The organism is Enterobacter sp. Ag1 (genome assembly GCA_000277545.1).
In the GTDB taxonomy this organism is placed as follows: Bacteria; Pseudomonadota; Gammaproteobacteria; order Enterobacterales; family Enterobacteriaceae; genus Cedecea.
In genome coordinates, this window is record AKXM01000024.1 from 77,001 (window position 1) to 90,530 (window position 13,530).

Consider the following 13,530-nt stretch of genomic DNA (forward strand, 5'->3'; position numbering starts at 1 on the left):
GCAGAGACTGAAAGGCCCCTTTTCAGGGGCCTTGTAGGGATTATTTCTCTTCGTGATCTTCCCAGGCAAGGGCGCGTTTAACCGCCTTCTGCCAGCCGGCGTAGCGGTAATTACGCTCGGTGGTTTCGATACCAGGGCGGAACTCTTTCTCGATGACGGATTTCTCCTGCAGCTCATCGAGGTTCTGCCAGAAGCCCACGGCCAGACCGGCCAGGTAAGCCGCACCCAACGCAGTGACTTCGCGAACTTCAGGACGCTCAACACGGGTACCCAGAATGTCGGACTGGAACTGCATCAGGAAGTTGTTGGCTACCGCACCGCCGTCCACGCGCAGCGCGTGCAGACGAATACCGGAGTCTGCCTGCATTGCTTCCAGCACGTCACGGGTCTGGTAGGCGATTGATTCCAGAGTAGCGCGAATGATGTGGTTAGAGTTCACGCCGCGGGTCAGGCCGAAAATAGCCCCACGTGCATACGGGTCCCAGTAAGGTGCGCCGAGGCCGGTGAACGCAGGCACAACGTAGACGCCGTTGGTATCCTTCACCTTGTTGGCGAAGTACTCGGAGTCGAACGCATCGCCAATCAGCTTCATTTCGTCACGCAGCCACTGAATGGATGCCCCCGCCATGAATACGGCGCCTTCCAGCGCGTAGTTCACTTCACCTTTCGGGCCGCAGGCGATAGTCGTCAGCAGGCCATTGGTGGAGGCCACGGCTTTCTCACCGGTGTTCATCAGCATAAAGCAGCCGGTTCCGTAGGTGTTCTTCGCCATCCCTTCTTTCACGCACAGCTGGCCAAACAGCGCGGCCTGCTGGTCACCCGCGATCCCGGCAATAGGAATACGCGTGCCGCCCTTACCACCGATGTTGGTCTGGCCATAGACTTCGGAAGACTTGCGCACTTCCGGCAGCATAGCGCGAGGAATGTCCAGCGCTTCCAGCATGCGGTCATCCCAGTCCAGCTCGTGGATGTTAAACAGCATGGTACGAGAAGCGTTGGTGTAGTCGGTGACGTGTACACGCCCCTGAGTCATCTTCCAGATGAGCCAGGTATCCACGGTACCGAACAGCAGTTCACCACGGCGAGCACGCTCGCGGGAACCTTCGACGTGGTCGAGGATCCATTTAACTTTAGTGCCGGAGAAGTACGGGTCCACCACGAGGCCGGTGTTGTGACGCACGTATTCTTCCATGCCGTTGCGCTTCAACTCTTCACAGATATCAGCGGTACGGCGGCACTGCCAGACGATAGCGTTGTAAATTGGCTTACCGGTTTCGCGCTCCCAAACTACTGTGGTTTCACGCTGGTTGGTGATGCCGATGGCCGCGATTTCGTCGGAGTTGATGTCGGCTTTCGCCAGCACTTCTACCAGCGTGGAGCTTTGGGTGGCCCAGATTTCCATCGGGTCATGCTCTACCCAGCCTGGCTTAGGATAGATTTGCTCAAATTCACGCTGTGCAACGCTAATGATGTTGGCGTCATGATCCAGGACGACGGCACGCGAGCTGGTTGTTCCCTGGTCGAGAGCGACGATGTACTTTTTTTCTGTAGTCATAATCAAGTCCTGAAGTCAGTATTACAGTGCTTTTTGCTGAGAGGTCACCTTGCTGTCCGGCTTGTCTTCTTCGACAACGCAGACGTCGCATGGCAGGTGGCGACCAATCAATTTACGGTAGCCGAATGCGCCGAGGGAAGCGCCGAGAATAGGCGCAAACAGCGGCACCAGGAAGTAAGGAATATCTTTCCCACCGGTGAAGGCGACGTCGCCCCAGCCAGCCAGCCACGCAAAGGTCTTCGGCCCAAGGTCACGCGCTGGGTTCATCGCAAACCCGGTCAGTGGTCCCATGGACGCGCCGATCACCGCAATCAGCAGGCCAATCAGCAGCGGAGCCAGTGGGCCACGCGGCACGCCGTTGCCATCATCGGTCAGCGCCAGAATGACGCCCATCAGAATGGCAGTGATCACCATTTCTACGGCGAATGCCTGGACGAAGTTAATGTGTGGGTTCGGATAGGTGGAGAAGATGCCCGCCAAATCCAGGCTTTCTACGCTGCCGCGCACCATATGGTGCGTTTGTTCGTAGTCGAGGAACAGATTGTAATATAAGCCATAAACCAACGCGGCGGCGCAGAATGCGCCAAGGAACTGTGAAATAATAAACGGCACGACTTTGCGTCCGTCAAAACAAGCGAACAGCCAGAGTGCGATCGTTACTGCCGGGTTAAGATGTGCGCCGGAAACACCTGCGGTCATATAGATGGCCATTGCCACCCCTAAGCCCCAGATGATGCTGATTTCCCACTGCCCGAACGTGGCACCGGCCACTTTCAATGCAGCAACACATCCCACACCGAAGAAGATCAACAACGCGGTACCCATGAATTCGGCGATGCACTGGCCTTTTAAGGTTGTTGTAGCGGTCTGACTCATAGTGGGGTCCTGAAGGCAAATTGATGATTATTGTTGTCGAGCATCCTTGTCACCTTTATGCCATGTAGGCATGGTGTTAATTTATCGTTAACGAGCACAAACGAGAAATATCGAACTTAAAATGTGCGTGGTGCGTCAAGAAAATGAGCGTTTTCGCGCTAAAAAATGAGCGGTGCCTCATGGGAAAGAAGGGGGAATTACGCGTTTTGTTAACGTGTTTTTTAACAATTCGAATCGACCGTGAACCCTGGCTTTCAGCATAGGCTGAAAAACGTCATGTTACGCAAAGAGCGCGGTAAGCCGCTGGACACGGGCATCCGGGCTACTTACAATCGAGTTACGCTACGTGTTGTGCATACGTTCATAAAGGCGTCGCCGTAGAATCGGGACGAGGATAGCCATCCATCAACGCCTTGCCATTCAGGAGAGTTCGAAATGTCATTTGAAGTGTTTGAGAAACTGGAAGCAAAAGTTCAGCAGGCGGTTGACACGATTACGTTGTTACAGATGGAAATCGAAGAGCTGAAAGAGAAAAATAACGGTCTGGCTCAGGAAGTTCAGCAGGCGCAAAGCAACCATGAAGAGCTGGTGCGTGAAAACAGCAGCCTGAAAGAACAACAGCATGTCTGGCAGGAGCGTTTACACGCGCTGCTGGGCAAAATGGAAGAAGTGTAATTCCTGCTTCCGACAAAAAAAAACGGGCGCCTGAGGCGCCCGTTTTGCTATTCATCGACCGGATTACTCAATATCCAGCGGATCTTCGGAGAGAATGATGCCGGTGTTATCGGCATACAGATGGTCGCCTGAGAAGAAGGTCACGCCACCAAAATTGACGCGCACATCGCTTTCGCCGATGCCTTCTCCCGCGGAGCCAGCCGGGATGGCGGCAATCGCCTGGATGCCAATGTCCAGCTCTTCCAGGTCATCCACCTGGCGCACCGCGCCGTAAACCACAATGCCTTCCCACTCGTTTTGCAGCGCAAGACGAGCCAGTTCCGCATCAATCAGCGCGCGGCGTACTGAACCACCGCCGTCTACCAGCAGGACTCGCCCACGGCCATTCTCTTCGAGCAGATCGTACAGCAACCCGTTGTCCTCGAAACATTTCACCGTGATGATTTGCCCACCAAATGACGAGCGGCCACCAAAGTTGGAGAACAACGGCTCAACGACGTTGACCTCTTCCTGGTAGATGTCACAAAGCTCAGAAGTATCGTATTTCATAGGATTAAGGTTCATTTGCTGCAGGAGTTGTCAGTATATCGCGTTCTGTTAACTGTTGGCAAAATCATCAATTGTTAATTGATATTTGTCAGTCATCACACAACGGTACTGAGGACGACGCCCAGAGCAAACAGCAGATTCGTCAGCAACGCGGCTTTGACGGTGCGTTCCAGCATCGGACGCATCGCCACGGGATCTTGCTCCCGCATGACGTAGGTAACCTGCTTGAGCAGCAGCGGCGCGGCCAGAACAAATAACCATCCCCACAGGCTCTTGAGCCAGATAAGGTTAAACAGGGCGAGACAGGCCAAAGCCCCGATGAGCAGAGCGGCATGATAGCGGCGTGCAACAATGGGCCCAAGACGTACAGCAAGGGTATTTTTACCGTTCTCACGATCGCTATCGATATCACGCAGGTTATTGATATTCAGCACTGCGGTGGCGAGTAACCCACAGGCCGTGGCCGGCAGAATCACCAGCGCCGCCAGCGAATTAGCCTGCAGATACCAGGTACCCGCCACGCTAATCCAGCCGAAGAACACCAGCACTGAGATATCTCCCAGCCCCATGTAGCCATAAGGACGGGTGCCGACGGTGTAGGTAATGGCGGCGACGATAGACAGCAGCCCAAGTAGCAAGAAGCCCATGAAATCGGAGAAGGTATGGCAGGCAAGAGCGACCAGCGACAGACCCGACAAACAAATGAGGATGACGGTGATGACCAGCGCACGTTTCATCTGCGCCTGAGTAATCATTCCTTTTTGCATCCCGCGTAGTGGCCCGAGACGGTCTTCTTTGTCGCTGCCTTTGACCGCGTCGCCATAGTCATTGGCGAGGTTAGACAGGATCTGCAAAAGTCCGGCGGTCAGCAGCGCCAGCAGCGCCACAGCCGGGTCAAAGACACCTTGCCAGTAAGTCAGGGCCGAACCGCAGACGATTGAAGCAAACGCCAGAGGTAGCGTGCGTGGGCGAAGGCTTTCCAGCCAGGCCTGGGTGACACTTGTAGGTTGCGAATCGCTCATTATTTGGTTGCCAGTTTAGATAAAAAAATGGAGGGCATAAGCCCTCCATTTCAAATGAAGAAAATGCGTTAGCCGGATTATAGGATAAAACGGCTCAGGTCTTCATCTGCAACCAGCTCATCCAGATGTTTACCGACGTATTCGGCATCGATCAGGATGGACTGACCATCTAACTCGCTGGCGTCATAGGAGATATCTTCCATCAGACGTTCAAGCACGGTGTGAAGGCGACGCGCCCCGATGTTTTCGGTAGATTCGTTTACCTGCCAGGCAGCCTGAGCAATACGACGAATACCGTCCTCGGTAAAGTCGATGTTCACGCCTTCGGTTGCCATCAGCGCTTTGTACTGTACGGTCACGGAGGCGTTAGGTTCGGTCAGGATGCGCTCGAAATCGTCTACGGTCAGCGCCTGCAGCTCAACGCGGATAGGCAAACGCCCCTGCAGCTCAGGAATCAGGTCTGACGGGCTCGCAACCTGGAATGCGCCGGAAGCGATAAACAGGATGTGGTCAGTTTTTACCATGCCGTGCTTGGTGGATACGGTGCAGCCTTCTACCAGCGGCAGCAGGTCACGCTGTACGCCTTCGCGGGACACATCCGGGCCGGAGCTGTTGCCGCCGCGCTTACAAATTTTGTCGATTTCGTCGATAAACACGATCCCGTGCTGCTCAACTGCGTCGATGGCGTCCTGCTTCAGCTCTTCCGGGTTCACCAGCTTCGCCGCTTCTTCTTCCACCAGCAGCTTCATCGCATCTTTGATTTTCAGCTTGCGTGGCTTTTGCTTCTGGCCGCCCAGGTTCTGGAACATGGACTGCAGCTGACTGGTCATCTCTTCCATGCCAGGAGGTGCCATGATTTCTACGCCCATCGGTGCAGCGGCGAGATCGATTTCGATCTCTTTATCATCCAGTTGGCCTTCGCGCAGTTTCTTGCGGAACGACTGGCGAGCAGCCGATGGCTCCTGCTGGGCTTCCGCCTGACCCCAGTTGTTCTTCGCCGGTGGGATAAGCACGTCGAGAATACGTTCTTCGGCCATTTCTTCAGCGCGGTAGCGGTTCTTCTCGATAGACTGCATGCGTACCATTTTGACTGCGGCATCGGTCAGATCGCGGATAATGGAGTCCACTTCTTTACCCACATAGCCGACTTCGGTGAATTTGGTTGCTTCAACTTTGATGAACGGCGCGTTGGCCAGTTTTGCCAGGCGGCGGGCAATTTCGGTTTTACCCACGCCGGTTGGGCCGATCATCAGAATGTTTTTAGGGGTAACTTCATGGCGCAGCTCTTCATCAAGCTGCATACGGCGCCAGCGGTTACGTAAGGCGATAGCGACGGAGCGCTTAGCGTTGTCCTGGCCGATAATGTGTTTATTCAGCTCGCTAACAATTTCGCGTGGGGTCATTTCAGACATGGGAGATCCTTACGCTTTAGACGGTAATTCTTCGATGGTATGGAAGTGGTTGGTATAAACGCAGATATCACCTGCAATATCCAACGCTTTCACAGCGATATCGCGCGCGCCCATTTCGGTATTTTCCAGAAGGGCACGGGCTGCCGCCTGGGCGTACGGGCCGCCGGAGCCAATGGCAATCAGATCGTTTTCAGGCTGGATGACGTCCCCGTTACCGGTGATGATAAGCGATGCGCTTTCATCGGCCACGGCCAGCAGCGCTTCAAGCTTGCGCAGCATGCGGTCGGTACGCCAGTCTTTCGCCAGCTCAACGGCGGCTTTGACCAGGTGACCCTGATGCATTTCCAGCTTGCGCTCAAACAGTTCGAACAGCGTGAAGGCATCCGCAGTACCGCCGGCAAAACCCGCGATCACTTTATCGTTGTACAGGCGACGTACTTTTTTGACGTTACCTTTCATGACGGTATTACCCAGCGTGGCCTGGCCATCGCCGGCAATAACCACATGGCCGTTACGACGTACACTTACTATTGTTGTCACGATCGGACCCCTTTTGCATCAGCTAAACAGGAGCCCTGCGCGGTGCGCAGGGCCTAATGCCATTATAAATGGGGGGCAATTTTGGGGTTTCAACCCCCGGCGGCAAGACGAATACAGCTGGTATGTCCAGCCATCTTCAGCCGATTGATGGTGCCATCGGCATTGTCTTTACCTTTGATTGGCCCAATAACGACGCGGTTCCAGCCGTTATTGGTGGTAATGCGGGAGTCAAAGCCTTCAAACGCCAGCTGAGCACGAACGGTTTCCGCCTGCTCGCTGCCTTTAAATGAACCACACTGCACCATCCAGCGTTTTTCATCTTTTTTCTCCTGAGCAGCAGGAGTCTGCTTAGCCACTTCTGGCTCACGCGTAATTGGTGCAGGCTGAGCTTCACGCTGAACCGGTTTGGTTTGCTGTGGCGCTTTTTGCTGGCTGTGCGGTGGCGTTTGCAGCAGATCCTGATACGGCTGCTGATTATTTGCCGTAGAGGTTTTCGGCTGTTGCTGCGGCACAGTTTTTGGCTGCTGATAAGGCTGCGTGGTTTGTTGCGTGTTACGCGGCTGCTGGTATGGCTGTTCCGCTACACGCTGCTGAACGCGAGGCTGCTGCGTCTGCGTGTTCCACTGCTGCTGTTGCACAGGCTGAGTTTGCTGCACAATCTGTTTCTGGCGCTGCAGCGTTTGCTGGCGCTGGGCAGGGGTTTGCTCATTCCACGGGACTTCATTCAGCTGCGTAGGCTGCTGGCGCATATCCGCCTGCATTTGCTCCAGCAACTGGCGCTGTTCGTTGGTTAGCTGGCTTTGGTTCATGACTTCGCCGCCGGCTGTCGGTTCGGTAGGCGCACGTACGCCAGGCTGGCGGTTTTCCAGCTCTTTAATGTAACGCCAGCGCTCTTCCGGTTTTGGCGGCAAGCCATTGCCGGTCACTTTGTGGCCAGGGAGCGCGTCAATCTCTTCTTTCTTATGGTGAGTAATAAAGTAAAGAGCGCCGACAAAGGCCACCACGACTGCGGCCGCAATGGCAACCATCGTTGGAGAGACGGAGGGCAGACTACGTTGCTTTTTGCGGGGTGTACTTTTTTTGCGCCGCGTCCCTGCCGATTGCCCGCGGCTTACATAATCTCGTTGTGCCACTATCGTTTCGCTGTCTTTATTCGTTTATCAGTCCGCCATGTTACTTAAGGGGCGGGGCTTTGACCAGTTTATGCAGTCTTAAAAACGGCTCAATTTCTGCTGCCGGGCGCGGCAGTGCTGCCTCGCTCAATAAGATCGCAGTCCAGCAGGCGTGAGCCGCTGTTAACGTTTTGGCCGTTCATGTTGTCCAGCAATAGCAGCATAGCTTCCTTACCAATATCGAAACGGGGTTGTGCGACGGTGGTGAGGGGCGGGTCACAGAACTGCGACAGGGCAATATCGTCGAAGCCCATAATCGATAAATCTTCCGGGACTTTAAGCCCACTGCGCTTTGCCTGAGACAGCGCCCCTAGCGCCATCACGTCGCTATGGCAGAAAATGGCGGTTGGGGGTTCGGGCAGGGCAATAAGCTGTGCCAGCGCTGCGGCGCCTGCTTCATAGGTAAAATCACCGCGCGCAATATAGTGAGGATCGACGACGATGCCGTTGCGGCGAAGCGCCTGAACGTATCCCTGTAAGCGATAATGGCAAAGCGGCATTTCTTCAGGCCCGGCAATACAGGCAATGCGCTGATGCCCGAGCTCTTGCAGATAGTAAACGGCGTTAAAGGCGGCGGTCAGATTGTCGATATGCACCGTGGGCAGTTCCAGCTCAGGGGCAAACTCATTGGCCATGACCATCGGCGGCAGATTGCGTTGCTCTTCTTTGCTGGCGTCAAACGGCAGGCGTGAGCCCAGCAGCAGCATGCCATCAATTTGTTTTGTGATTATCAGGTCGATGAAGGTTTTTTCCTGCTGATTTTGGTGGGCGCAATCGCCAATCAGCACGAGATAGCCGTGTGAAGCTGCGGTAACTTCAATACCGCGAATGATTTCGCTGAAAAACGGATCGCAGATATCCGGCACGATGACCAGAATAGTGCGTGATTCGCTGCGTTTGATGTTACGCCCCAGAGAATGAGGCAAATACCCCACTTCAATCGCCGCCTGTTCCACGCGATTACGGGTACTTTGTGAAACTTTGTCCGGGTTCATTAAGGCGCGGGATACCGTTGCAGTAGACACTTTTGCCTGCACGGCGACATCTTTCATGGTGGCATTCACCACCGGTTTCTTCGGCTTCACTTCTTCTCCTCACATGCACGCCGCTATCGTCAACACTCCTGTGTGTCTGACAGTCATCACATTCTTAGCAGAAGTTGGCTGTAAGCGGTTACAAATTTTTCACAAGAAATGTGATGAGTATTAGATTTTTCGATCGGCTTCGCATAACCAGCCCGATTGTGCTACCCGTCGATAGGATCAACATCCAGCATCCATTTCACTTTCCGGGCTTCGGGGAGCGTGTTGATCAGCGTGAGTGAATGGCTGACCAGTTTTTGCAGGCGCCCGCGCGATGGATGCTGCAACAAGATTTGCCAGCGAAAACGCCCGCCGCGTTTGGGCTGCAGCGAGGGAACTGGCCCCATGATCCAGAGCTGCTCATCGCGCAGCGGGCTGGCCTCCAGCAGATTACGCAATTGCTGCAAAAATAGCGGGGCCTGGTGGTTGTTCTGATCTTCGGCCCGAATCAATACATGGCTGGTGTACGGCGGCAAAAATACCGTTTGGCGCTCGCTCAATGCCTGGCTGGAAAACGCATCGTAGCCTTTGGTCAGCAGAGTTTGCAGCAAAGGGTGTTCAGGATGGTGCGTTTGCAGCAGGACTTCACCTTGCTTACCGGCTCGCCCCGCTCGACCAGAAACCTGGACGTAGAGCTGGGCAAAGCGTTCGGCGGCACGGAAATCTGCGGAGAAAAGCGCGCCGTCTACGTCGAGTAAGGCGACCAGCGTGACATCAGGGAAGTGGTGCCCTTTAGCCAGCATTTGTGTGCCGATAAGAATTCTCGCGCCACCCCGGTGCACCTCGGCCAGCTGTTGTTCCAGTGCGCCTTTGCGGCTGGTGGTATCGCGGTCGATGCGGGAAATCGGTACGTTCGGGAACAGCGGTTCAAGGCTGTGTTCAAGCTGTTCGGTCCCCATTCCCACCGGAACCAGATGCGTGGAGCCGCACTGCGGGCACTGCTGCGGGATCGCGCGCTGGCTGTCGCAATGGTGGCAACGCAGATGGCGCTGGCCCTGGTGCAGCGTGTAGTAATGATCGCACCGTGCGCATTCCGCAATCCAGCCGCATTCGTGGCAGAGCAGGGCAGGTGCGAAGCCGCGGCGGTTAAGGAAAAGGATCACCTGGTTATCTGCGGCAAGATGCTCGCCTATCTTTTTGAGCAGTGCAGGGGCTAAGCTGGCTTTGAGCTGCTGCCCTTTCAGGTCGACAACCTGCTGGTGAGCCGGGCGAGCGTTTCCGGCACGTTTAGTCAGGCGTAGCTGGCGATATTTTCCCACCTGAACATTGTGCAGAGTTTCTAATGCTGGCGTTGCCGAGCCGAGAATGATCGGAATGTTTTCGGCATGCGCCCGGTAAACGGCTAAATCGCGAGCGTGATAGCGCCAGCCTTCTTGCTGTTTATAGGAGCTGTCATGTTCCTCATCGATGACGATGACGCCGAGACGGCAGAACGGCGTGAACAGAGAAGAACGGGTACCAATGACGATGGCCGCCTCACCGCTGCGTGCTTTTAGCCACACGCTGAGCCTTTCACTGTCATTCAGCCCGGAGTGCAGGACTTCAACCGGCGCGTTAAAACGCTCCCGGAAGCGGGCGATAGTTTGCGGAGTCAGGCCAATTTCGGGCACCAGCACTAAAGCCTGCTTGCCCTGCGCCAGCACATTTTCAAGCACACTGAGGTAAACCTCAGTTTTGCCGGAGCCGGTGATGCCGGCGAGCAGCCAGGCGGAGAAATGGTCAGATTCGCTGTGGATAGCCCCCACGGCGGTGGCCTGTTCCGTATTCAGTCTCAGCCGCTCACCGGCAACGGCATAGCTTGCCCGCCAGTCTTCTTCCGCAGGCGCCGCGCTTTTTAAATCACACAGGCCTTTTGTTCTCAGCGCCTGTAACCCCGGCTCACTGATTTCCAGCTCGCCGATTTGATGCCGCCAGACGATATTGTGCCGCAGCGCCGCCAGTGCCTGCTGCTGTTTAGGCGCACGTTTGAGACTGTTCAGATCAACGGCTTTTCCTTCTTCCGTAGCAAACCAGTACCAGAGCGGAGCATGGTGCGCAGGTTTCCCCTGGCGAAGAAGAATTGGCAGAGCGTGAAAGAGCACTTCGCCAATCGGGTGATGATAATACTCCGCAGCCCACAGCAGCACGCGCCAGAGTGACGGCGTGAACAGCGAGCGCCCATCGAGAACTTCACCAACGGGCTTGAGTTTTTCCAGCGGCAGATCGCTCGACTGGCTGACCGACATGACGATACCGACAGCTTCGCGTTGCTTGCCAAACGGCACCTGTACGCGGCAGCCTGCGCTAACCTGCACGCCTTCTGGCAGCAGATAGTCGAAGGTACGGGCCAGCGGAACCGGCAGTGCAACGTGGGCTACGGGCATGAAAGCATCCAGGCTGAAAAAAATGACGTATTAGTGTACACTGTGCGCTTGCAAAATTGCGGATCAGTTTGCACCGGGTGAGCAATTTCTGTATGATTCGCCGCCTTTGATGCGCAGTTTTGGTATCAAAAAACCTAATTTATTAACATCGCGTGGTGTCTGGCGTTAGGGCTGGAAGAGCGACGCGGCCTTTACCGAGGTTTACCATGAAAAAAGATATCCATCCTAAATACGAAGAAATTACTGCAAACTGCTCTTGCGGTAATGTTATCAAGATCCGCTCCACCGTAGGTCACGATCTGAACCTGGACGTATGTGGTCAGTGCCACCCGTTCTACACTGGTAAACAGCGTGATGTTGCTACCGGCGGCCGTGTTGATCGCTTCAACAAGCGTTTCAGCGTACCAGGCGCGAAAAAATAAGTTTCGCACCCTGGAAAGAGAAAGGCGCCTGAAGGCGCCTTTTTTGTGTCTGTTATCCGGTAACGCAATAAGAAAAGGCGCCCGCAGACGCCTTAACATCAGATCTTAATATTCCCACGTATCCGGATCGATCCCCAGTTCACGCATAATGACCTTCGCATCTTCCGGGATTTCATCGCTGCGCTCTTTACGCAGGTCAGCATCGTTCGGCAGCGGCTGGCCGGTGAAGGCGTGCAAAAAAGCTTCACACAGCAATTCACTGTTGGTCGCATGACGCAGGTTATTCACCTGGCGACGCGTGCGCTCGTCGGTGAGGATCTTCAACACTTTCAGAGGAATGGAAACCGTAATTTTCTTTACTTGTTCACTCTTCTTACCGTGCTCAGCGTAGGGGCTGATATATTCGCCGCTCCATTCAGCCATGAGATACCTTAATCCTCTTAATCTATGAAAACGTGCCAAAGCCGGGTAAATCCGCGGCGTTGACGATTATCTCTTTTAGTGTACAGCACAGGATAACCCTTTCCTGAGCGCGAAACTCAGACATATACACTCTAAAACGCATAATTTTAACGGCTATTTGCCTTTTGCTCAATCTATACGCAAAGAGGTTTAGATGTCCAGATGTATTGACGTCCATACTGCGGTTGTTTACTCTGAGGCCTGACTTTTATTCGACCAGCAAGGATCGGGCACACCATGACGCGTAAACAGGCAACCATCGCAGTTCGTAGCGGTTTGAATGATGACGAGCAATACGGCTGCGTCGTTCCACCTATTCACCTGTCCAGCACCTATAACTTTACCGGCTTTAATGAACCGCGTGCCCATGATTATTCACGCCGGGGTAACCCAACGCGCGACGTAGTACAGCGGGCGTTAGCGGAGCTGGAAGGCGGGGCTGGGGCAGTAATGACCAATACCGGCATGTCGGCCATTCATCTGGTCACCACCGTATTCCTGAAACCTGGCGACCTGCTGGTGGCGCCTCACGACTGCTATGGTGGCAGCTACCGCCTGTTCGATAGTCTGGCAAAACGTGGGGCTTACCGCGTTTTATTCGTCGATCAGAATGATGAAGAGGCTTTAAACTCTGCGCTGGCGGAAAAACCAAAGCTGGTACTGGTAGAAAGTCCAAGTAACCCATTGTTGCGCGTCGTGGATATTGCGAAAATCTGTGCCGCATCGCGTGAAGCGGGTGCGATTAGCGTGGTGGATAACACCTTCCTGAGCCCGGCACTGCAAAACCCGCTGGCGCTGGGGGCCGATCTGGTTCTGCACTCTTGCACTAAGTACCTCAACGGCCATTCGGATGTGGTTGCGGGCGTTGTTATTGCAAAAGATCCTGCCACGGTCACCGAACTGGCATGGTGGGCGAATAACATTGGCGTTACCGGCAGCGCATTTGACAGCTACCTGCTGTTGCGTGGCCTGCGCACTCTGTCGCCACGTATGGAAGTGGCTCAACGTAATGCTCAGGCCATTGTTGAGTTTCTCAAGCAGCAACCGTTGGTGAAAAAGCTGTATCATCCTTCACTGCCGGAAAACCAGGGCCACGAGATTGCGGCCCGTCAGCAAAAAGGGTTTGGCGCGATGCTGAGCTTTGAGCTCGACGGTGACGAGCAAACGCTGCGTCGTTTCCTGGGGGCGCTGTCGCTGTTTACCCTGGCGGAATCGCTGGGGGGCGTGGAAAGCTTGATTTCTCACGCCGCAACCATGACACATGCGGGCATGGCGCCGGAGGCACGAGCTGCCGCCGGCATTTCTGAAACGCTGCTGCGCGTTTCAACAGGTATAGAAGATAGTGAAGATTTAATTGCCGATCTGGAAAATGCCTTCCGGGTCGCTGCCGAGGGGTAAGC

Annotated in this window: 13 protein-coding genes; 3 read left to right on the forward strand and 10 right to left on the reverse strand. The window is 54.8% G+C overall.

The features are described from left to right. Positions 1-40: 40 nt before the first annotated feature. Both glpK and A936_RS10535 read right to left on the reverse strand, forming a co-directional pair. Positions 41-1,555 carry a glycerol kinase GlpK gene (glpK, locus tag A936_RS10530; protein WP_008457520.1) on the reverse strand — a complete coding sequence of 505 codons (1,515 nt, stop codon included), beginning with the start codon at positions 1,553-1,555 and terminating at the stop codon, positions 41-43. Between the two features lie 21 nt (positions 1,556-1,576). Next, complete coding sequence (locus tag A936_RS10535; RefSeq protein WP_008457530.1) at positions 1,577-2,431, reverse strand: MIP/aquaporin family protein; 855 nt, start codon at positions 2,429-2,431, stop codon at positions 1,577-1,579. Between the two features lie 435 nt (positions 2,432-2,866). Between A936_RS10535 and zapB the strand changes: the two genes are divergently transcribed. Then, positions 2,867-3,106 carry a septal ring assembly protein ZapB gene (zapB, locus tag A936_RS10540; RefSeq protein ID WP_008457532.1) on the forward strand — a complete coding sequence of 80 codons (240 nt, stop codon included), beginning with the start codon at positions 2,867-2,869 and terminating at the stop codon, positions 3,104-3,106. A 63-nt stretch (positions 3,107-3,169) separates the two neighbouring features. On the opposite strand, the gene rraA is transcribed toward zapB, so the two are convergent. The 7 genes from rraA to priA form a co-directional block, all read right to left on the reverse strand. Then, a complete protein-coding gene (gene rraA, locus A936_RS10545; RefSeq protein WP_008457535.1) occupies positions 3,170-3,655 on the reverse strand; it encodes a ribonuclease E activity regulator RraA in 486 nt (161 codons plus the stop codon). Between the two features lie 95 nt (positions 3,656-3,750). After that, complete coding sequence (menA, locus tag A936_RS10550; protein WP_008457540.1) at positions 3,751-4,677, reverse strand: 1,4-dihydroxy-2-naphthoate polyprenyltransferase; 927 nt, start codon at positions 4,675-4,677, stop codon at positions 3,751-3,753. Positions 4,678-4,754: 77 nt separating this feature from the next. After that, positions 4,755-6,089, reverse strand: coding sequence for an ATP-dependent protease ATPase subunit HslU (gene hslU / locus A936_RS10555; RefSeq protein WP_008457542.1), 1,335 nt, complete (start codon positions 6,087-6,089; stop codon positions 4,755-4,757). A 9-nt stretch (positions 6,090-6,098) separates the two neighbouring features. Continuing rightward, positions 6,099-6,629: an ATP-dependent protease subunit HslV gene (gene hslV, locus A936_RS10560; protein WP_008457544.1), complete on the reverse strand. Its 531-nt coding sequence runs from the start codon at positions 6,627-6,629 to the stop codon at positions 6,099-6,101. Positions 6,630-6,718: 89 nt separating this feature from the next. Then, the gene (gene ftsN, locus A936_RS10565; protein WP_034808743.1) at positions 6,719-7,762 is read right to left on the reverse strand and encodes a cell division protein FtsN; all 1,044 of its coding nucleotides are present in this window, start codon (positions 7,760-7,762) and stop codon (positions 6,719-6,721) included. 89 nt (positions 7,763-7,851) lie between these two features. Next, the gene (gene cytR / locus A936_RS10570; protein WP_008457548.1) at positions 7,852-8,886 is read right to left on the reverse strand and encodes a DNA-binding transcriptional regulator CytR; all 1,035 of its coding nucleotides are present in this window, start codon (positions 8,884-8,886) and stop codon (positions 7,852-7,854) included. A 161-nt stretch (positions 8,887-9,047) separates the two neighbouring features. Continuing rightward, entirely contained in the window at positions 9,048-11,246 is a 2,199-nt protein-coding gene (gene priA / locus A936_RS10575) for a primosomal protein N' (protein WP_008457551.1), read from the reverse strand. Between the two features lie 206 nt (positions 11,247-11,452). Here priA and rpmE point away from each other — a divergent pair, with 206 nt between their 5' ends. Next, positions 11,453-11,668, forward strand: coding sequence for a 50S ribosomal protein L31 (gene rpmE / locus A936_RS10580; RefSeq protein WP_008457552.1), 216 nt, complete (start codon positions 11,453-11,455; stop codon positions 11,666-11,668). A 105-nt stretch (positions 11,669-11,773) separates the two neighbouring features. Here the strand turns inward: rpmE and metJ are convergent, their stop codons facing one another. Then, positions 11,774-12,091 carry a met regulon transcriptional regulator MetJ gene (gene metJ, locus A936_RS10585; protein ID WP_008457553.1) on the reverse strand — a complete coding sequence of 106 codons (318 nt, stop codon included), beginning with the start codon at positions 12,089-12,091 and terminating at the stop codon, positions 11,774-11,776. A 276-nt stretch (positions 12,092-12,367) separates the two neighbouring features. Here metJ and metB point away from each other — a divergent pair, with 276 nt between their 5' ends. Next, positions 12,368-13,528 (forward strand): cystathionine gamma-synthase, encoded by a 1,161-nt coding sequence (metB, locus tag A936_RS10590; RefSeq protein ID WP_008457554.1) that lies wholly within the window; start codon positions 12,368-12,370, stop codon positions 13,526-13,528. Positions 13,529-13,530: the final 2 nt, after the last annotated feature.